Source organism: Aeromonas sp. R2-1 (assembly GCF_040908425.1).
GTDB lineage: Bacteria > Pseudomonadota > Gammaproteobacteria > Enterobacterales > Aeromonadaceae > Aeromonas > Aeromonas caviae.
In genome coordinates, this window is sequence record NZ_JBFODR010000055.1 from 19,049 (window position 1) to 37,590 (window position 18,542).

17 protein-coding genes are annotated in these 18,542 nt (G+C 62.7%); 10 read left to right on the forward strand and 7 right to left on the reverse strand.

What is annotated here, in order from left to right; all coding sequences use genetic code 11:
• The first annotated feature begins 219 nt into the window (after nucleotides 1-219).
• Nucleotides 220-819, forward strand: coding sequence for a Yip1 family protein (locus AB5Y80_RS19950; protein WP_029314835.1), 600 nt, complete (start codon nucleotides 220-222; stop codon nucleotides 817-819).
• A 114-nt stretch (nucleotides 820-933) separates the two neighbouring features.
• On the opposite strand, the gene AB5Y80_RS19955 is transcribed toward AB5Y80_RS19950, so the two are convergent.
• Nucleotides 934-1,266 (reverse strand): hypothetical protein, encoded by a 333-nt coding sequence (locus AB5Y80_RS19955; protein ID WP_160837519.1) that lies wholly within the window; start codon nucleotides 1,264-1,266, stop codon nucleotides 934-936.
• A gap of 383 nt (nucleotides 1,267-1,649) precedes the next feature.
• Between AB5Y80_RS19955 and AB5Y80_RS19960 the strand changes: the two genes are divergently transcribed.
• A complete protein-coding gene (locus tag AB5Y80_RS19960; protein ID WP_368173442.1) occupies nucleotides 1,650-3,143 on the forward strand; it encodes a histidine-type phosphatase in 1,494 nt (497 codons plus the stop codon).
• A 52-nt stretch (nucleotides 3,144-3,195) separates the two neighbouring features.
• Here the strand turns inward: AB5Y80_RS19960 and AB5Y80_RS19965 are convergent, their stop codons facing one another.
• On the reverse strand, nucleotides 3,196-4,071 hold the full coding sequence (locus AB5Y80_RS19965; protein WP_368173443.1) for a DMT family transporter: 876 nt from the start codon (nucleotides 4,069-4,071) through the stop codon (nucleotides 3,196-3,198).
• Between the two features lie 96 nt (nucleotides 4,072-4,167).
• Here AB5Y80_RS19965 and AB5Y80_RS19970 point away from each other — a divergent pair, with 96 nt between their 5' ends.
• Nucleotides 4,168-4,626: an Lrp/AsnC family transcriptional regulator gene (locus AB5Y80_RS19970; protein ID WP_039039724.1), complete on the forward strand. Its 459-nt coding sequence runs from the start codon at nucleotides 4,168-4,170 to the stop codon at nucleotides 4,624-4,626.
• A gap of 87 nt (nucleotides 4,627-4,713) precedes the next feature.
• Here the strand turns inward: AB5Y80_RS19970 and AB5Y80_RS19975 are convergent, their stop codons facing one another.
• From AB5Y80_RS19975 to treR, 4 genes are all read right to left on the reverse strand, one after another.
• Nucleotides 4,714-5,334 carry a sugar O-acetyltransferase gene (locus AB5Y80_RS19975; RefSeq protein ID WP_039039723.1) on the reverse strand — a complete coding sequence of 207 codons (621 nt, stop codon included), beginning with the start codon at nucleotides 5,332-5,334 and terminating at the stop codon, nucleotides 4,714-4,716.
• Nucleotides 5,334-6,998 carry an alpha,alpha-phosphotrehalase gene (gene treC / locus AB5Y80_RS19980; protein WP_330144076.1) on the reverse strand — a complete coding sequence of 555 codons (1,665 nt, stop codon included), beginning with the start codon at nucleotides 6,996-6,998 and terminating at the stop codon, nucleotides 5,334-5,336. Before treC ends, AB5Y80_RS19975 begins: the two co-directional genes overlap by 1 nt.
• 88 nt (nucleotides 6,999-7,086) lie before the next feature.
• Nucleotides 7,087-8,517 carry a PTS trehalose transporter subunit IIBC gene (gene treB, locus AB5Y80_RS19985; RefSeq protein WP_039039721.1) on the reverse strand — a complete coding sequence of 477 codons (1,431 nt, stop codon included), beginning with the start codon at nucleotides 8,515-8,517 and terminating at the stop codon, nucleotides 7,087-7,089.
• A 186-nt stretch (nucleotides 8,518-8,703) separates the two neighbouring features.
• Nucleotides 8,704-9,651: a trehalose operon repressor TreR gene (treR, locus tag AB5Y80_RS19990; RefSeq protein ID WP_039039720.1), complete on the reverse strand. Its 948-nt coding sequence runs from the start codon at nucleotides 9,649-9,651 to the stop codon at nucleotides 8,704-8,706.
• A gap of 134 nt (nucleotides 9,652-9,785) precedes the next feature.
• On the opposite strand from treR, the gene AB5Y80_RS19995 reads away from it, so the two are divergent.
• Both AB5Y80_RS19995 and manA read left to right on the forward strand, forming a co-directional pair.
• The gene (locus AB5Y80_RS19995; protein ID WP_103243772.1) at nucleotides 9,786-10,736 is read left to right on the forward strand and encodes an AEC family transporter; all 951 of its coding nucleotides are present in this window, start codon (nucleotides 9,786-9,788) and stop codon (nucleotides 10,734-10,736) included.
• Between the two features lie 412 nt (nucleotides 10,737-11,148).
• Nucleotides 11,149-12,339: a mannose-6-phosphate isomerase, class I gene (gene manA / locus AB5Y80_RS20000; protein WP_368173444.1), complete on the forward strand. Its 1,191-nt coding sequence runs from the start codon at nucleotides 11,149-11,151 to the stop codon at nucleotides 12,337-12,339.
• 29 nt (nucleotides 12,340-12,368) lie between these two features.
• Here manA and AB5Y80_RS20005 read toward each other — a convergent pair whose 3' ends face one another.
• Nucleotides 12,369-13,667, reverse strand: coding sequence for a PTS sugar transporter subunit IIC (locus tag AB5Y80_RS20005; protein ID WP_103255176.1), 1,299 nt, complete (start codon nucleotides 13,665-13,667; stop codon nucleotides 12,369-12,371).
• Between the two features lie 263 nt (nucleotides 13,668-13,930).
• On the opposite strand from AB5Y80_RS20005, the gene AB5Y80_RS20010 reads away from it, so the two are divergent.
• The 5 genes from AB5Y80_RS20010 (at nucleotide 13,931) to AB5Y80_RS20030 (ending at nucleotide 18,366) form a co-directional block, all read left to right on the forward strand.
• Nucleotides 13,931-14,236, forward strand: coding sequence for a PTS sugar transporter subunit IIB (locus AB5Y80_RS20010; RefSeq protein ID WP_041204936.1), 306 nt, complete (start codon nucleotides 13,931-13,933; stop codon nucleotides 14,234-14,236).
• Between the two features lie 40 nt (nucleotides 14,237-14,276).
• Entirely contained in the window at nucleotides 14,277-15,602 is a 1,326-nt protein-coding gene (locus AB5Y80_RS20015; protein ID WP_042864875.1) for a PTS sugar transporter subunit IIC, read from the forward strand.
• 53 nt (nucleotides 15,603-15,655) lie between these two features.
• A complete protein-coding gene (locus AB5Y80_RS20020) occupies nucleotides 15,656-17,041 on the forward strand; it encodes a glycoside hydrolase family 1 protein (protein WP_042864877.1) in 1,386 nt (461 codons plus the stop codon).
• Nucleotides 17,042-17,113: 72 nt separating this feature from the next.
• Nucleotides 17,114-17,425: a PTS N,N'-diacetylchitobiose transporter subunit IIA gene (chbA, locus tag AB5Y80_RS20025; RefSeq protein WP_042641204.1), complete on the forward strand. Its 312-nt coding sequence runs from the start codon at nucleotides 17,114-17,116 to the stop codon at nucleotides 17,423-17,425.
• A gap of 11 nt (nucleotides 17,426-17,436) precedes the next feature.
• Complete coding sequence (locus AB5Y80_RS20030; RefSeq protein ID WP_368173445.1) at nucleotides 17,437-18,366, forward strand: ROK family protein; 930 nt, start codon at nucleotides 17,437-17,439, stop codon at nucleotides 18,364-18,366.
• Nucleotides 18,367-18,542 lie beyond the last annotated feature (176 nt).

Below are 18,542 nucleotides of genomic sequence, written 5' to 3' on the forward strand. Positions count from 1 at the left end.
GGTGCCATCAGTGCCCGCCTCCGTGCCCTCCTGCTGTCTTCCCATCCCTCCCGGCTGTCCCGGCGACCTTGCTTGACGCAGCGGCGGTGGAGCGACTTTATTTAAAGTCATCGCATGCCATGACAAGCGATGGCGCCACCAGCGCCCGGACAAGACGCAATCAGAGGAGAAAGCCCGGTATCGATCCGCTAACCACCGATGTAGAGAAGGAATAACGCTATGATATTGAATCACTTATGGGGATTGTATGCCCATCCCCACACCGAATGGCATACCATAGACGAGCGGCACGACAGCTTCAGAAACAGTCTGACCCACATCCTGCTCGTGGCCCTTATCCCTCCCATCTGCGCCTACTATTCCGCCGTTCACATCGGCTGGAGCATCGGGGTCGGCGATCCCATCACCCTGACCGCCAACAGCGCATTCAAGCTGTCGGTCGCCATGTACGTGACCCTTATCATCGGCGTGCTGGCACTCTCCTATCTGGTGCACTGGATGGGGCATACCTTCGGCTCGGATCCCAGCTACACGACCTCGCTGGAGCTGGCGGCCTACACCTCCACGCCGCTCTTCATGGTGGGCTTCTCCGCTTTCTTCCCGCATCTCTGGTTCGTGATGCTCATCGGTTTGGTCGGGCTGACCTATTCCGTCTACCTGCTCTATATCGGCGTGCCCATCCTGATGCACATCACCAAGGAGCAGGGATTCATCTACGCCAGCTCAGTGGTGACGGTCGGCCTGGTGCTGCTGGTCTGCGTGCTGGCTGCCACGGCCATCCTGTGGGGATCCGGCTTCGGTCCCGTCTTCACCCAGTAGCCGTGCGTGCCGACGGCAACGACGACAAGGGCGCCTTGATGGCGCCCTTGTCGTTGATCTCTCGCCTGGTCGGCGTGTCTTTGCCAGACCCGGGAGGGACGTCGTCTGCGTTGATCAGCGGGGATTGCCGCTGCCGATGCCGAACGGGATGCGGTAATCGCTGCTCTGATCGCCGAGGCTGACGGTCAGGTTGCCCTGGGCGCGGCTCGGGATCTGTACCTGTTGTGTACCCATCAGGTTGGCGTGGACGGAGGCCACCAGATCACCGGATTCATCGCGCACCTCCAGCATGGGGTTGGCCTTGCCGGCCATGGCGGCGCCAGCATGCCAGTTCACGAACAGCACACCCGGGGTGGCATTGAAGTCGGCGGGGACGGAAGCCTGGGCAACACCGGCACTCATCAGGCCTGCAACGGCCAGCATCTTGATCACGTTTTTCATGTTCATTCACTCTCTTGGTTTTTATGTCATTGGCAAGGCCTGACAGGCCTGCATCAATGCATCCTTGCAAGAGGTCATTCAAATGGTGTGTTGTTTTGTCACGGATGTTTGTCGCCCATATGTATGGGGGACTGCCATGAACGACCAGTTGTTTTGCGGCTTGGCGCTCCTGCCTAAGCGATGTGTGAATATTAAGCGCCTCACCCGGTCATTGTTAGCGAGATAAACTGGTCTACACGTTCAAAAAATATGAATGATGTTTTGTGGGGAGGAAGCAGGCCGGTTGGAGGGGAGTCACCCTTCAGGAGAGAGGTGCATGTCCCAGACCTGACACCGGATTGTCACATCCGGTGCGTACTGTGCGGCTTCATTTTCACACTGGTTCAAGGATGACTATGTTTCGCGTCTCTTCCCTTGCCGCCTGCGTGGCGGCCACCCTGCTGAGCGGCTGCCATTCGGGCAACGACTCCTCCTCGCCTGCCGTCGGCGACTATCAATACAGCACCAAGGCGGTCTATGCCGCCCGTCAGGCAATGAACAGCTATGAGGTGGCCCCTGAAGGCTTTAGTCCCGTCTTCACTGAACTGGTGGCACGCCATGGCTCCCGCTCGCTGTCCAGCCCCAAATACGATGTGCTGACCAAGCTGGTGTGGGAGGAGGCCGCGAGACAGGGGGCCTTGACCGAGCTGGGCCAACGGCTCGGCGCCAAGGTGGACGCCGTCACGGCCGCCAACCAGACCCTCGGCTATGGCCTGCTGAGTGCGCTCGGCAAGGAGGAGCACGCCAACCTGGCGACCCGGCTCGCCGAACGGCTGCCCACCCTGCTGACCACTGAATCGACTCCCCTCTGCCTCAAGGTCGAGACATCGGGCAAGGATCGCGCCAACGAAAGCGCCTACTTCTTCATGCAGAGCCTGGCCAAAAGGGTCTCTCTGGTGACGGACAGCCCCGACTGTTACGTCAGCCAGGAGAACCCTTTCGAGATCGACAAGGGGCTGCGCAACAAGTTCGAGCTCTACTTCCACAAGACCGAGCCGCAGGGGGAGTACACCCGGTATCTGCCCACCTTCCAGGCCTATCAGGCCTTTGTCGGGGACGAAGACAACGGGGTGGCTCCCGCTCCCGAGCTGACCGAGGCCCTCGATGCGCTCAAGGCCCTGCCCAGGACCCGGGTGATGGCCCGCGAGATGCTCGAGCGTCTCTATAGCAAGGCCTTCGTCGACGAGCTGGCCGCCGGGGTGGATTATGTGGCGGTGAATCCGGAAGACGGCGGCAAGACCCATGTGCGCGACGAGGTGGACGCCGCCCTCATGCTCTACAACCTCTTCATCATCGGCCCGGGGATGATCCGGGAGGCGCAGGCACAAGGCGGGTCCTGGGATCTCGAGCAGTTCATCACGCCAGAGGAGTCTGCCTGGTTCTCCTACCTCTCCGATGCCGAGGACTTCTACGAAAAGGGGCCGAGTCTTGCCAGCCAGAGCGCCACCTACGCCGTGGCCCAGCCCCTGCTTGACGGCCTCTTCAACGAGGTACAGACCCAGGTGGTGGAAGAGGCGGGCGAGCATGTCGCCAAGCTGCGCTTCGCCCATGCGGAGACCCTGATCCCGCTGGCGGCCCTGATGAAGCTGGAAGGGAGTCGTCAGAGCGCCCAGCCTGGCGTGCTGATGAGCCAGGAAAACAACGAATGGCGTGGCGGCTGGGTCTCTCCCTATGCGGCCAATATCCAGTGGGATGTCTACCGCAACGAGGCCGGCCGGGTGCTGGTGAAGATGCTTTACAACGAGAAGGAGCTCGCCTTCAAGGCAGCTTGTGCCCCCATTGCGGTGGGCAGCTTCTTCTATGACTTCGGCGAGCTCAAACGCTGTTACGACTATTCGTCCTGACGCGCTCGTGCCATCCCCGGGGCCGGTCATCGCCGGCCCCGATTTTTTTGGTTCAGGCGGAGCCCGCTTGTCGACGACCCGCCTGCCAGGTGGTGCCCATGGAGGAGGCGATGATGGCGGCTATCCCGAGCCACTGGGACGGGGGCAACTGCTCACCCAGCCATACCAGTCCCATCAAGGCCCCCATGGCCGGTTCACCGCTGGTGAGAATGCCGTAGCTCTTGAGGGGAAGGCGGCGCAGGGCAAACATCTCGAGAGAGTAGGGGATGGCGCTCGAGAGCAGCCCCACCCCGATGATGGTGAGGATCACGGGGACGGTGAATGACGCCTCGATCGCACCCTCCAGCCCGAAGGGCAATACCAGCAGGGTGCCCACCCACATGCCCAGCGCCGGAGCCTGTGCGCCCAGCAAGGCTCCTGCCCGCTTTCCGGTGAGCATATAGAGCCCCCAGAAAAGGCCAGCCCCGAGAGCCAGTGCGGCCCCCAGGGGATCGATGGCCTGCTGTGTTGCCCGCAGGGGCAAGAGCAGCAGCAGCCCGGCGATGGCCAGTATCAGCCAGATGAAGTCTGCCCGGTGGCGTGAGGAGATCAGGGCCACCGTCAGGGGGCCGATGAACTCGATGGCCAGGGCTACGCCGAGGGGAATGCGTGCGATGGCGAGATAGAAGAGCAGGTTCATGGCCCCAAGCGACAGGCCGTAGGGGATGGCGCCCAGCAGGGTGCGTCGGTCGAGGGGGGCACGCCAGATGCGAAACACCAGGGAGAGGAGGAGGGCGGCGCACCCCAGCCGGAACAGGGTCGTACCTGCGGCACCCAGCAAGGGAAACAGGGATTTGGCCAGGGAGGCGCCGAGGGTGATCGACAGCATGGCGAGCAGGACGGCCAGAAGAGAGGAGAGGGCATTGGGATTGGGTTGCATGGTGTTCATACCGGGCAGGACGATGAGCAATAAAATATATCTGGATACTTGGGTAAAACCGGTCTAATACTGGCCTTGTGCGATAATTTTTATCTAATGAACCCCATGACCGACAAATTTGATCTGCTCATCCTTGCCGAGCTGCAACAGGATGCCCGTCTGCCCACGCCGGAGCTGGCCCACAGGGTCGGTCTTTCCGCCCCAGCCTGCTACCGCCGCGTCCGCGCCTTGCGGGAGTCCGGTCTCATCGAGCGGGAAGTGGCGCTGGTGGCACCGTCCACCATGGGCTGGCCCATCACCATGCTGGTGCTGGTGACCCTGGAACGGGATCATGGCCGCATCGTCGATGAGATGATCGCCAGCCTGCAGCGGGAACCCGAGGTGATGGATCTCTGGTATGTGACGGGGGAGCAGGACTTCGTGCTGCAAGTGGCCGCCAGGGACATGCAAAGTTACGAGCAGTTCACCCGTCGGGTGCTCCATGCCAGGGATCAGGTGCGCAGTTTCAAGACTCTGGTGGTCATGGGACAGCACAAGCGTTGCGGCGCCTTGCTGCCCGGGTAAAGAGGGGGCTGCGCCGAAGCCTTGGCGGCATTGCGGGAGCGCCGTCAGGGAAACGAACAGGGGCAGGTACGGCCTGCCCCTTCTGTGTCAGCCAGGTGCCCCGGGCGCCAGCTCCTCTGCCGTCATGGGGCGCAAGACCCGGCAGGGATTGCCGACCGCCACCACGCCTGCCGGAATGTCTCTGGTGACAACGGACCCCGCCCCGATGACGCTGTTGTCCCCTATGGTGACGCCCGGGCAGATGACGACGCTGCCCCCAATCCAGACGTTGTTGCCGATGCGTACCGGCTTGCCGAACTCCACCCCCTTGATGCGAGGCGCTACCGCCACCGGGTGGGTAGCGGTGTAGATCTGCACTCCGGGGGCCAGCAGCACGTTGTCGCCTATGTGTACCTCGCACACATCCAGGATGGTGCAGTTGAAATTGGCGTAGAAATTCTCGCCGACAAAGATGTTGGTGCCATAGTCGCAGAAGAAGGGGGGCGTGATGAAACAGCGTTCTGCGCGGCCACCCAGCAGGCGGGTGAGGCGCTCATCCCAGCCAGGGGCATCGGTTCGCTCCCGGTTCAGTTCTCCCAGCAGGGCGCGGCACTGCTCCCGCGCAGCCCGCAGTTCGGGGTCCCCTGCATCATAGGGCGCTCCCGCCACCATCTTCTGCCACTCGGGGCCACGCACGGCGGGCCGCTGCACTGTTGTTGCGTCAGTCATCATTGCTCCATCAGCCAGATCAGGGATTCGTAAGGGCGCAGCTTGCAGGATTGCGGGCGGGCCGGGCTATCCGGGTAGTTGCCAAGCAGCAGTTGCCCCTTGCCACCGGCCAGCTCGGCCGGCAGCTCGAAGGCCGCCGGCTTGCCATAGAAGTTGCTCACCACCAGCAGGGTCTGACCGTTGGCGCGGCGGACATAGGCCCAGATCTGCGGGTGCCCGGTCAGCAGCTCCTGATAATCCCCCTGAGTGAAGATGGGGTACGCCTTGCGAAGGGCGATGAGATCCCGATAGTGCCAGAACACCGAGTGCTGGTCGGCGAGCGCCGCCTCGGCATTGATCTCGGAATAGTTGGCGGCGGGCTTGAGCCAGGGCGTCCCGCTGGTGAAACCGGCGTTGGAGGCGGCGCTCCACTGCATCGGGGTGCGCGAGTTGTCCCGGGACTTGGCGCCGAGAATGGCGAGGATCTCGGCCTCGCTCATCCCTTCCGCCTGCTTGATGGCGAAGATGTTGCGGCTCTCCACATCCTGATAGTCATCGAGGCGCTGATAGCCGGGGTTGGTCATGCCGATCTCCTCCCCCTGATAGATGTAGGGGGTGCCTTGCAGGCCGTGCAGCGTGCTGGCCAGCATCTTGGCGGCCACTACCCGCTGTTCGCCCTCGTCACCGAAACGGGAGACGATGCGCGGCTGATCGTGGTTGCACCAGAAGAGCGCCGACCACCCCTTGCCATGCATACCGCTCTGCCAGTGGTTGAAGATGCGCTTGAGTTCGAGGAAATCGAACGGCGCCTTGGTCCACTTGTCGCCGCCCGGGTAATCCACCTTGAGGTGATGGAAGTTGAACACCATGGAGAGCTCGGAACCATCCAGCGCGCCATAGCGCTGGCAGTGTTCCAGGCTGGTGGAAGACATCTCGCCCACCGTCATGGCCCCCACGGGGGCGAAGACGTCGCGGCTCACATCCTGCAAAAATTCGTGGATGCGCGGCCCGTCGGTGTAGAAGCGGCGGCCATCCCCCACCTCGTCGTCAGGGAATGCCTGATCCTTGGAGATGAGGTTGATGACGTCGAGGCGGAAACCGTCGACCCCTTTCTTCGCCCAGAAATGGATGATCTTCTTCACCTCGGCGCGCACGGCCGGGTTCTCCCAGTTGAGATCCGCCTGCTCGCGGGCAAAGAGGTGCAGGTAGTACTGGCCGGTGGCCGGGTCCAGCTCCCAGGCGCTGCCGCCAAACTTGGATTGCCAGTTGTTGGGCACGCCGCCGTCCACCGGATCTTTCCAGATGTAGTAGTCGCGATAGGGGCTGTTCTTGTCCCCCAGCGCCGACTTGAACCAGGCGTGCTCGGTGGAGGTGTGATTCACCACTATGTCCATCACGATGCGGATGCCGCGCGCATGGGCGGCGGCCAGGAGCGCTTCGAAATCGCTCATGGTGCCGTAGGCCGGATCAATATTCAGGTAGTCGGCGATGTCGTAGCCGTTGTCCACCTGGGGGGAGACATAGACCGGGGTCAGCCAGAGGGCATCGACGCCGAGGGTCTTGAGGTAGTCGAGGCGGGCCATGATCCCCTTGAGATCACCGGTGCCACGGGCGCCGGAATCCTGAAAGCTTTTGGGGTAGATCTGGTAAATCACGGCGCTTTGCCACCAGGGTGTCTGTGTCATGGTTGGTTCGCTCATTGGTTGAAACCGGATTAGTTGGAACAGGGCAACGATAAAGGGCGGAGCCAGGGCTCCGCCGAGGTTGTGTGGATCAGGCCGTGGCCAGATCCAGCTTGCCGGCAGCCTGCTGGCGCTTGTAGACCAGCAGCGTCAGCAGGGCGGGGACCACGATGGCCACCAGCATGGCGATGGCGTAGATGCCCCAGTATTGCGGCTGGATGGAGAGGATGCCCGGCAGGCCGCCCACCCCGATGCCGTTGGCCATCACACCGGCGAAGCCGCAGATGAGAGCCGCACAGCTTGAGCCCACCATGGCGCACAGCATGGGGAACTTGTACTTGAGGTTGATGCCGTACATGGCCGGCTCGGTCACCCCGAGATAGGCGGAGATGGCGGCCGGGACCGATATCTCCCGCTCGTTCTCCTTGCGGCTGATCAGTATGATGCCGACGACCGCAGACGCCTGGGCGATGTTGGAGAGGGCGATCAGCGGCCAGATGGGGGTGCCGCCCATGCTCTGCATCAGTTGCAGGTCCACCGCGTTGGTGGTGTGGTGGATGCCGGTGATGACCAGGGGCGCATAGAGGAAGCCGAACAGGGCGGCGCCGATGGGGGCAAACGAACCCGTCATGGCCGCCTTGGCGGCAAAGCCGACGCCGTCACCAATCCAGCGGCCGAACGGACCGATCAGGGCGTGTGCCACGATCACCGCCAGCAGCAGGGAGATGAAGGGCACAATCACTAGGTAGAGATAGGCCGGGATGATGCGCTTGAGGCTGGTCTCCACCCAGGCAAGGAAGACACCCGCCAGCAGGGCCGGAATGACCTGGGCCTGATACCCCACCTTCTGGATGACGAAGAGGCCGAAGTCCCACACTTCCGGGGTCTGCTGGCCGATGCCATAGGCGTTCATCAGTTGCGGCGACACCAGCGTGATACCCAGCACGATGCCGAGGATCTCGGAGCCGCCCATCTTTTTCACCGCAGACCAGCAGACACCCACCGGCAGGAAGTGGAAGATGGCTTCACCCAGCAGCCAGAGGAAGGCGTGCACCTGGGCCCAGAACTGGCTGATCTCGGTGAGGGTGTGGGTGCCGTCGTCGAACATCTTGATGTCGCCGATGACGTTGCGAAAGCCCAGGATCAGACCACCGGTGATGATGGCGGGCAGCAGGGGGACGAAGATCTCCGCCAGGTGGGAGATGCCGCGCTCCAACGGGTTCATGTTGTGGCGGGCGGCCTGTTTGGCGGCCTCCTTGCTGCCGCCGCTCACGCCGATCTCCTGGGTGAGCGCCTTGTACCACTGATCCACCTCGTTGCCGATCACCACCTGGAACTGGCCGCCCTGGGTGAAGCTCCCCTTCACTGAAGGGATGGTCTCGATGGCCTTGGGATCGGCCTTGGCCGGATCGGCCAGCACGAACCTGAGCCGGGTCAGGCAGTGGCTGACAGTGGTGATGTTCTCTTTGCCGCCGATCCGCTCGATCAGCTGCGCCAGATGCTGTGTGTTGACTTTTGACATGAGCCTTCCCTCTGTGACTCCATGAATAATGGTCGTGTCTTTACCGGCTGGCCAAGGACCGCCCGTTTATTGGTATCGTTCCCAATCAGCATGAAGCCAGTGGCTGGCATCGGCAATGGGAACGTTCCCAATTCGTGGCGCTGGTCACAAAAAGCGCAAAACGCCGGGAATGGAGGAAAAGATAGACTACAGGGGCTGACAGGGGGCGATGGTCGCTCTGGGGGGCTGCCCCTCTTCAATCTGGTCGAGCAGCTGTCTGGCGGCCAGGATGCCGGCGTCCTTGTAGCCGAAATCCAGGCTGAGGGTGTTGGCAAAGAGGAACGTCAGCATGGGATTGCTGCCAAGGCCGCTCACCAGGATGTCGGTGCGACCCTGCTCCTGCAGGTATTTGGCGGCGCCGATGGCCAGGGTGTCGCTGGCACAGACCATGGCCTGGGTGGTGGGGCTGAGGAGTTCGGCCGCGAGCCGATAGCCGCTTTGCAGACCGAGATCCCCGAGGGCGCTGCGGGGCGTGCGCCCTTGTTCCCGACAGTAGTCGAGGTAAGCCTGATGCCGACGCAGCCCGGTGGTGAGATCGCTGCGTTCCACCCCGAGATAGGCGACCTCGGTCAGGCCACGCTCCCCGAGGTGGGCGAGCACGGCGCGCACCGCCCCGTCATCGTCGAAGCAGACCGACGAGAAGCCGGGGCGCTCGCGGGCCATCAGCACCAGTTTCTCCCTGAGCGGCGCCATGGCGGCATAGTCCAGATCGTTGAAGGCAAACAGTATGATGCCGTCCACCCCGCGCCGCTCCAGCACCGCCAGGTGCTCGCTCACCTTGGCGGGGGAGAACTTGCTCTCCATCAGCACGGCGTCGTAGCCACGCTGGTAGAGGGTCTCCAGCATGCCGCGCACCGCCTGGTTCTCGGAGCTGGAGTCGAGGCGCGACACCACGATGCCGACCACCTGCTGGCTCTGGCTGCGCATGGCCCGCGCCGATTTGCTCGGGACGAAACCGTGCTGGGCGATCACCGATTCGACCCTGGCCCTGGTCTGGGCATTGACCTTGGGATCCTGATTGAGCACCCGGGAGACGGTCGACTTGCCGACCCCGCTGAGGCGAGCGATATCGAGGATGGTCAGTTTCTTTTCCATGGGGGATCCGTGACAGGGGAGGGCGACAACCGGGATGCAGACATTGTTGTGATTAACTCCTGTGAATACAAGCCCATGGCGTTAGAATGCCCTTTCCCAGGCGACTTTCTTCGCCGTTGCACAGGACGCGCATCATGGATCTGTTGGCAAGTCTGCACTTCTCCCTCTCCATCACGGGCCCCATCTGTCTGGTGTTGGTACTCGGCATCTGGCTCAAGCGGCTGGGTCTCTTGCCCGACAGCTTCGTCGAGTCCGCCTCCCGTCTGGTGTTCCAGGTCACCCTGCCAGCGCTCTTGTTTCTGAGCATGGTGCGCACCGATTTTTCCACCATGCCGAGCCCCTGGCTCATCCTCTACGGCCTGCTCGGCACCCTCGCCGGTTTCCTGGTGCTGGAGGTGCTGGCGGCCCGTTTCATCAGCGAGCAGAAACTGCGGGGCATCTTCGTGCAGGGCAGCTTTCGCGGCAACATGGGGATCATGGGGCTGGCCTATGTGCAAAACGCCTACGGCCCGGAGGGGATAGGGGCCGCCGCCCTGCTGGTGGGCTCCATCACAGTGCTCTACAACATCCTCGCGGTGATCACCCTGACCCGCAGCCTGGGGGGCGGAAAGGGGCTCACACCCATACTCAAGGGGATCGTCAAAAACCCCCTCATCATCGCCATTCTGGCGGCCCTGCCCTTCGGTCTGCTCGGCATCGAACTGCCCCAGCTGGTCATCAGCACGGGCAACTATTTCGCCAACATGACCCTGCCGCTGGCCCTGCTGTGCACCGGCGCCAGCCTCAACCTCAAGGCCCTGCGCGGCGGCGCCATGCTGACCGGCTGGGCCACGGTCAACCGGCTGTGCTGCATCCCCGTGCTGCTGGTGCTGGGGGCCTGGGCGCTCGGTTTCAGCCCTCAGGCCCTCGGCATCCTGTTTCTCATCAGCTCGACCCCCACCGCCGCCGCCAGCTATGTGATGACCCGTGCCATGGGCGGTGACAGTGCCCTCGCGGCCAACATCATCGCCACCACCACCCTGGGCTCGCTCGTCACCACCAGCCTGGGGGCCGCCCTGATGAACTACCTGGGACTGATGGGCTAGCCCGGCACTGAGGGCAGACCCAACTCTCTGGTCTGCCCTGAGCCGTTTCCGACGAACACCCTTCTCAGTCATTTTCTCCTTCTTTGGAAAGCGCTTGCCGTCTAGTGGGCCGGCAGGCTCCGAGTGTTGCCCTCTATCGCTTATCATTCCCCTGCTGGCTGCTGGCTGCTGGCTCAAGCCCTTATCTTCCTGGGCAGCATCATGACATCACGTTAGGCCGTGTCTGCCTGACCGACGCCTGCCGTTGATACGCAGGCGCGCGTCTCCTCCCTTATATCGATCTGTCGCCCCCCTCTCATGGTGTCATTCTCTGATATGGATCACCTCAATGATGGAAACCGGTTTCCGTTGTTGGGTTGGACTGATACATTCCGGACATCTCCCTTCCACCATCACCATGAGATGTTCATATATGCATTTATCGACAGCATTTCTGATGCGAAACTCGATCCAGGAATATGACTGGGGTAGTCGTGACGCCTTGACCCGGCTGTTCGGGATCACGAATCCGGAGCGCAAGCCACAGGCCGAGCTCTGGATGGGGGCTCATCCCAACGGCTGTTCACAGGTCGAGGTAGCTGGCCTGATGACATCTCTGTCCGAACTGATCGCCGGGCGCGGCGTGGTGATACTGGGCGAATCCACCTATGCCCGCTTCGGGAGGCTGCCCTTCCTGTTCAAGGTGCTCTGTGCCGAGAAGGCGCTCTCCATTCAGGTTCACCCCAGCAAGGCTCAGGCCGAGGCCGGGTTTGCTCGCGAGGTGGCGCAGGGTATCGCCATCGATGCTCCCTACCGCAACTACCGCGATAACAACCACAAGCCCGAGCTGGTGTTCGCCCTGACCCCCTATCAGGCGATGAATGGTTTTCGTGACTTTGCCGCCATCCTGGCGCTGTTTGAGCGGGTGGCGGCGGCCAGTCTGGCGCCTCTGGTGGAGGTGTTCGCCACCGACCAGAGCGAGGGCGGACTGGCACGTTTCTTCCGGGCTCTGCTGACTTTGGAGGGGGAATCCAAAGAGACGGCTCTCGCCGCCCTCAGGGTCTGTGCCGCGCGTGATCGTCAGGACGAGACTTTTTCCCTGGTGCTAGACCTGTTCACCCAGTATCCGGGGGACGTGGGTCTGTTTGCTCCCCTGTTGCTCAATGTGGTGACGCTGCAACCGGGCCAGGCCATGTATCTGGATGCCGGCACCCCCCACGCCTATGTCCATGGGACCGGGCTCGAGATCATGGCCAACTCCGACAACGTGCTGCGGGCAGGGTTGACCGCCAAGCATCTGGATGTGGACGAACTGCTCGCCTGCACCAAATGTCGGCCCAAGCCGGTCGAGACGCTCCTGATCTCGCCCCGTGCGGAGGAAGGGGTACAACACTTCGAGGTGCCAGTCCCCGATTTCACCTTCAGTGTCTACGCAGCGGGGGAGCACAGGCTGGTCACTGCGAGCGCGGAGATCCTGTTTGCCATCAATGGCTCCCTCTCCCTGCACCGTAACGGCCAGCCCCCCCTGGTATTGGATGGGGGGCAGTCAGCTTTCCTGCCTGCCTGCCTCGGCCCTTATGAGGTGCAGGCCCAGGGCAGTTTTGCCCGCGCAGGAAACCGTTGAGTCAGGCCGCCTCGGGGCGGCCTGCTTGATCAGTGGGTCGTGTGCTCCGTCTCCTGGGCCAGCAGCATCCGCTCGTGAGCGATGAAGAAGGGGCGGTAGAGCACGTAGCTGTTGAGGATGCAGACCAGGCTCATCAGGCCATTGCTCCAGCTGCCGTTGGCCGCCCAGGCGGCGCCGAGTGGGGAGGGCATGGACCAGGGCAGCAGGGCGATGAACTTGTCGAGGAAACCCCACTGGGTCAGCTGCCAGGCGATCACCGCATTGATCAGGGGAACGCCGATAAAGGGCAGGAAAAACAACGGATTCATGATGATGGGGAAGCCGAACAGCAGGGGCTCGTTGATGTTGAACATGGAGGGGATGAAACCCAGCTTGCCCACCGACTGAATGGAGTGGCAACGGCTGCGCATCGCCATGAACACCAGGGGCAAGGTAGTTCCAATCCCCCCGATCAGCAGGTAATAGTCCCAGAACCCCTGCAGGAAGGTGTGGGGCAGGGGCTCGCCCGCCATCAGGGCCGTCTGGTTGGCGCTCACCCCGGCCATCCAGAAAGGGGACAGCAAGCCGGTCACGATCAGGGCGCCGTGGATCCCCATGAACCAGAGCAGGTGGGCGATCAGCAGGGTGATAAGCAGGGCGGGCAGGGTGTCGGCCCCCACTATCAGGGGCCGGAACAGGGAGGCCATGAAATCCGGCAGGCTGATCCCGAACTGCTGCTGCAACCAGAGCCGCAGCAGGCTGAGCGACAGCATGATGAACAGCAGCGGCACGATCAGCTGAAAGCCCCGGCGGGTCATCACCGGCACCTCTTCCGGCATCTGGATGTACCAGCCCCGACGATAGAAGAGCCTGGTCACCTCCACCGAATAGAACGCCATCAGCAGGGCCGTGAAGATCCCGGCGCCCCCCAGATAACCAAACACCCCGGGTTGCAGCGAGCGAAAGTCGATCAGCATCAGGAAGGCCATGCAGCCCCCCAGGCCGCACAGGCGTTCCGGCATCTCGTATGCCTTGGCAAGGCTGGATGCCGCACCGAAGGCGATGATCAGCGCCACCAACCCCAGGGTGTGGGAGTAGACGGGAAACAGGAAAGGGTGCAGCTCCCGGGCAAGCCAGTGCAGCCACTGCCCGAAGGCGTGCGGCGTGTCGGGGGCGATGGGAGGATAGAGGATCGGGACCAGCAGGCTGCCGACGATGACGAAGGGCATGGCCAGCTGAAAACCATCGCGCAACGACAGCACATGGCGACTGCGGGTCAGCCAGTTGGCAAACGGTACCATGCGCTGCTCTATCATGCCGACCAGCATTGCCATCCATTGCAGATTCATCACGTTATTCGGTTCCTTGTCATCCTGATACCCCTCGTCATCACGGGGCTTGGACGCCATTTTGACGGCTTTGTGGTTTTGTTTCCGTAATATCCGAAGCCATTTTGCCATTTCATTACCTCGCTCACACTTCCCGGCCCTTTGAAGCGGAAAATGGCGATCCTGTTCACACATCGATGGATGAGTTGTGGAAACCGGTTTCCAATTTGAATTCGTCCGATCAAGAATGCGCCATCCGTTACGAACGTCTGGAGAATCGGGAAATGAAAAAGATCATGTTGTGCTGCTCCTCTGGCATGTCCACCAGTCTGCTGGTCAAGAAGATGAAGGAGGAGGCGGACAAGCGGGGATTGGACGCCGAGATACAGGCCTTCGGGGCGGCAGAGTTCGATCTGCAGATGCCCCACTACCAGGTGGTGCTGCTCGGGCCCCAGGTCAAATACATGCAGGCCGAGTTGCAGCAGCGGGCCGCGGCCCACGGCGTGCCGGTCGACACCATCAACATGATGGATTACGGCATGCAACGGGGTGACAAGGTCCTCGACCACGCCCTCACCCTGATCGGTTGATGCGCAGATCACCACCAGTGAAAGTCACAAGGAAACCTTCATGAACACCCTTTACGAACGCTTTGTCAGTACCATAGAAAACCGGGTCAGCCCCCTGGCCGGGCGGATCGGCCAGCAAAAATATGTGCAGGCAATCCGTGACGGCTTCATCGCCGCCTTGCCCTTCATGATCGTCGGCAGCTTCATGCTGGTGTTCATCTTCCCCCCCTTCTCGCCCCAGACCCAGTGGGGCTTCGCCCGCGCCTGGCTCGACTTCTCGGCCACCTATCAACCTCAGCTGCTGCTGCCGTTCCAGCTGAGCATGGGGCTGATGACCCTGTTCATCTCGGTGGGGATAGGCGCCAGCCTGGCGCGCCAGAACGGGCTGGATCCGGTCACCACGGGTCTGCTCTGCCTGATGTCCTTCATGCTGGTGGCCGCGCCGGTCAAGGATGGCGCCATCTCCATGCAGTACTTCTCCGGCCAGGGGATCTTCACGGCGCTGATCACCGCCATCTATGCGGCCGAGGTCTATGCCTTCCTCAAGCGCAACAATATCACCATCAAGCTGCCGCCCCAGGTGCCGACCGGCGTCGCCCGCTCCTTCGAGGTGCTGATCCCTGTGCTGGTGATCATCCTGACCCTGCACCCCCTCAACCTGCTGCTGGAGAGCACCACCGGCATGATTCTGCCGGAGGCCATCATGTCCCTGGTCAAGCCGCTGGTGGCCGCCTCCGACTCCCTGCCCGCCATGCTGCTGGCGGTGCTGGTGTGCCAGGTTCTCTGGTTCGCCGGGATCCACGGCGCCCTGATCGTCACCGGCATCATGAACCCGTTCTGGATGGCAAACCTGGCGAACAACCAGGCCGCCATGGCGGCGGGTGATGCCCTGCCCCACATCTTCCTGCAGGGCTTCTGGGATCACTACCTGCTGATCGGCGGCGTCGGCTCCACCCTGCCCCTGGCCTTCCTACTGCTGCGCAGCAAGGCGGCGCACCTGAGATCCATCGGCAAGATGGGAGTGGTACCTGGCCTGTTCAACATCAACGAGCCCATCCTGTTCGGTGCCCCCATCGTCATGAACCCGGTCTTCTTCCTGCCCTTCATTCTGGTGCCCATGATCAACGCCACCCTGGCCTGGTTTGCCCTGGACTTCGGCCTGGTCGAGCGGGTGGTCTCCCTCACCCCCTGGACCACCCCTGGCCCCATCGGCGCCTCCTGGGCCGCCAACTGGGCCATCAGCCCCATGGTGCTGAGCCTGCTGTGTATGTGCTCCGCCGCTGCCATGTATTACCCCTTCCTGAAGGCCTATGAGCGCACCCTGCTCAAACAGGAAGAGCAAACCGATAGCGTGGAAGCGCGTCCGCTAGCGGCCGCCACCCGTTGATTGTCTGTTGGGGCCGCCTGGCGGCCTCCTTTTCAAGCCTGGAGTAACAAGAGATGCAATACCGTTTTCCTGAACAGTTCTGGTGGGGCAGCGCCTCGTCCGCCGCCCAGGCGGAAGGTGCCAGCCAGCAAGGGGGCAAGGCGCCCACCATCTGGGATCACTGGTTCGAGCAGTCCCCCAACCGTTTCCATCAGCAGATAGGGCCGGCGCAGACTTCCGGTTTTTATGAGCATTTTCGCGACGACATCCGTCTGCTGAAGCAGCTTGGCCACAACAGCTTCCGCACCTCCATCGCTTGGTCGCGGCTGATCCCGGCTGGCCGGGGAGAACCCAACCCGGAGGCCGTCGCCTTCTACGACGCCATGCTCGACGAGCTCAAGGCCGAGGGGATAGAGCCCTTTATCTGCCTGTTCCACTTCGACATGCCCATGAGCATGCAGGAACTGGGGGGCTGGGAAAGCCGGGAAGTGATCGAGGCTTACGCCGAGTTTGCCGCCACCTGCTTCAGGCTGTTCGGGGGCAAGGTGAAGCACTGGTTCACCTTCAACGAGCCGATCGTGCCGGTGGAGGGGGGTTACCTCTACGACTTCCACTATCCGAACGTGGTGGATTTTCGCCGCGCCGCCACCGTGGCCTACCACACCATGCTGGCGCACGCCAGGGCGGTTCAGCGTTACCGGGAGCTCGGTCAGGATGGCCAGATCGGCATCATCCTGAATCTGACCCCTTCCTATCCGCGCTCCCAGCACCCGGCGGATCTGAAGGCGGCCAACATCGCCGATCTGATGTTCAACCGCAGCTTCCTGGATCCGGCGGTCAAGGGGGAATACCCGGCCGAGCTGGTGGCACTGCTCGAGGAGTATGACCAGCTGCCGGCCTGCGAGCCGGGGGACAAGGCCCTGCTGGCGGCGGGCAAGATCGACCTGCTGGGGGTCAACTACTACCAGCCGCGCCGGATCAAGGCGCGCAGCAACGCGGTCAATCCCGCCAGTCCCTTCATGCCGGAGTGGTTCTTCGACTACTACGAGATGCCGGGCCGCAAGATGAACCCGCACCGGGGCTGGGAGATCTACGAGCAGGGGGTCTACGACATCCTCACCAACCTGCGCGACCACTACGGCAACATCCCGAGCTACATCTCGGAGAACGGCATGGGGGTCGAGGGGGAGGCCAAGTTCAAGGGCGAAGATGGCCAGATCCAGGATGACTACCGCATCGGTTTCATCCGGGATCACCTCATCTGGCTGCACAAGGCGCTGGAAGAGGGCTGCCAGTGCCGGGGCTATCACCTCTGGACCTTCATCGACAACTGGTCCTGGAGCAATGCCTACAAGAATCGCTACGGCTTCGTCGAGTTGGAGCTGGAGAGCCAGACCCGGCGCATCAAGCAGAGCGGCCAGTGGTTCGCCACCGCCGCCCGCGAGAATGGCTTCGACTGATTATTCCGCCAGCTGACCCCTATAAAGAAAGCGCGCCAGCCCCAGGCCGGCGCCCATCACCAAGGAGTGTGTATGTTCGATCTGGAAGAGACTGTCATGGGTCTCATCATCAATGCCGGCATGAGCCGCAGCCTCTGCTTCGAGGCGCTGCGCCAGGCCAGGGCCGGCCAGTTCACCGAGGCCGACGATCTGCTGCGCCAGGCCGCCGAGGCCGCCAATGCCGCCCATGCGGTGCAGACCCGGCTGATCGAGGCGGATGAGGGGGAGGGCAAGATCCCGGTCAAGTTGATCCTGGTGCATGCCCAGGATCACCTGATGACCGCCATGCTGGCCCGGGAGCTGGTCACTGAGCTCATCGAGCTGCACCGCAAGCTGGCCGCCTGAGGAACACCAACATGTTGCGACTCGGACTCGACATCGGGGGCACCAAGATAGAGGCCCAACTGCTCGACGGTCAGGGCGTCAGCCTGCTGCGCAAGCGCATCCCGACCCCGACCACGGGTTATGGCGACTTCTTGATGGCCATCACCGGGCTGGTGGAGGAGATGCGGCGGGAGCTGGGCCGCCCCTTCACCATAGGCGTTGGCTTGCCCGGGGCGATCGACCCGCAGACCGGGCGCATCAAGAACGCCAACTGCCTGTTTCTCAACGGACAAGACCTTAAAGGAGACTTGGCCCAGGCGCTGGGTCAGCCGGTCTGGCTCGCCAATGACGCGGACTGTTTTGCCCTGTCGGAAGCCGTCGACGGGGCTGGTGAGGGGGGCAGGGTGGTGTTTGGCATCATCCTCGGCACCGGCTGTGGTGGCGGCTTGGTGGTCAATCGCCAGCTCATGGGCGGCCCCAATGCCATCACCGGGGAGTGGGGCCACAATCCGCTGCCCGGCTACGATCCGGACCGGGATGGCCCGACCCAGCCCTGTTACTGCGGCCGCCACAACTGCATCGAACGGTTCGTCTCCGGTACCGGGTTTGCGGGGCGTTTCGTCGAGCGCCACGGCCGCAGCCTGTCGCCGCTTGGGATCATCACGGCCGCCGCAGAGGGGGATCTGGAGGCTCGGGTTCACTATGACCACTTCATCCAGGCCCTGGCCCGCAGCGTCGCCAGCCTGATCAATGTGTTGGACCCGGATGTCATCGTACTGGGGGGTGGCCTCTCCAACATCGCCTCCCTCTATCGCGATCTGCCCGCGGCAGTGATTCCCTACCTGTTCTCCGCGCAGTGCCTCACCCCCATAGTGCCCGCCCGTTACGGGGACAGCAGCGGCGTGCGGGGTGCCGCATGGCTGCCGGGCTGCGTCGAAGGAGCCACCACATGGACCATCTGAACCCTGGCCGCCGGGCGAGCGCCAACCCGCCTCTCCTGGATGGCGATGAGTGCCAGGGGTTGAGACCCGGTCTCGGACCCTAGCCCCACCCGATTTGATCCATGCCCTTTGCCCTACATTGCGCCGCGATGGGGGAAAGGCATGCCCGAATTTGTCCTCCCTTCGGGGAGGCAGAT

Coding starts and splice junctions, on each gene's coding strand:
- AB5Y80_RS19975 (WP_039039723.1), bottom strand. CDS start 5,334: ATGACTGACGCAACAACAGTGCAGCGGCCCGCCGTGCGTGGCCCCGAG.
- AB5Y80_RS19970 (WP_039039724.1), top strand. CDS start 4,168: ATGACCGACAAATTTGATCTGCTCATCCTTGCCGAGCTGCAACAGGAT.
- treR (WP_039039720.1), bottom strand. CDS start 9,651: ATGGAAAAGAAACTGACCATCCTCGATATCGCTCGCCTCAGCGGGGTC.
- AB5Y80_RS19950 (WP_029314835.1), top strand. CDS start 220: ATGATATTGAATCACTTATGGGGATTGTATGCCCATCCCCACACCGAA.
- AB5Y80_RS19965 (WP_368173443.1), bottom strand. CDS start 4,071: ATGAACACCATGCAACCCAATCCCAATGCCCTCTCCTCTCTTCTGGCC.
- AB5Y80_RS20010 (WP_041204936.1), top strand. CDS start 13,931: ATGAAAAAGATCATGTTGTGCTGCTCCTCTGGCATGTCCACCAGTCTG.
- treC (WP_330144076.1), bottom strand. CDS start 6,998: ATGACACAGACACCCTGGTGGCAAAGCGCCGTGATTTACCAGATCTAC.
- AB5Y80_RS20030 (WP_368173445.1), top strand. CDS start 17,437: ATGTTGCGACTCGGACTCGACATCGGGGGCACCAAGATAGAGGCCCAA.
- manA (WP_368173444.1), top strand. CDS start 11,149: ATGCATTTATCGACAGCATTTCTGATGCGAAACTCGATCCAGGAATAT.
- AB5Y80_RS19995 (WP_103243772.1), top strand. CDS start 9,786: ATGGATCTGTTGGCAAGTCTGCACTTCTCCCTCTCCATCACGGGCCCC.
- treB (WP_039039721.1), bottom strand. CDS start 8,517: ATGTCAAAAGTCAACACACAGCATCTGGCGCAGCTGATCGAGCGGATC.
- AB5Y80_RS20020 (WP_042864877.1), top strand. CDS start 15,656: ATGCAATACCGTTTTCCTGAACAGTTCTGGTGGGGCAGCGCCTCGTCC.
- chbA (WP_042641204.1), top strand. CDS start 17,114: ATGTTCGATCTGGAAGAGACTGTCATGGGTCTCATCATCAATGCCGGC.
- AB5Y80_RS19960 (WP_368173442.1), top strand. CDS start 1,650: ATGACTATGTTTCGCGTCTCTTCCCTTGCCGCCTGCGTGGCGGCCACC.
- AB5Y80_RS19955 (WP_160837519.1), bottom strand. CDS start 1,266: ATGAACATGAAAAACGTGATCAAGATGCTGGCCGTTGCAGGCCTGATG.
- AB5Y80_RS20005 (WP_103255176.1), bottom strand. CDS start 13,667: ATGAATCTGCAATGGATGGCAATGCTGGTCGGCATGATAGAGCAGCGC.
- AB5Y80_RS20015 (WP_042864875.1), top strand. CDS start 14,277: ATGAACACCCTTTACGAACGCTTTGTCAGTACCATAGAAAACCGGGTC.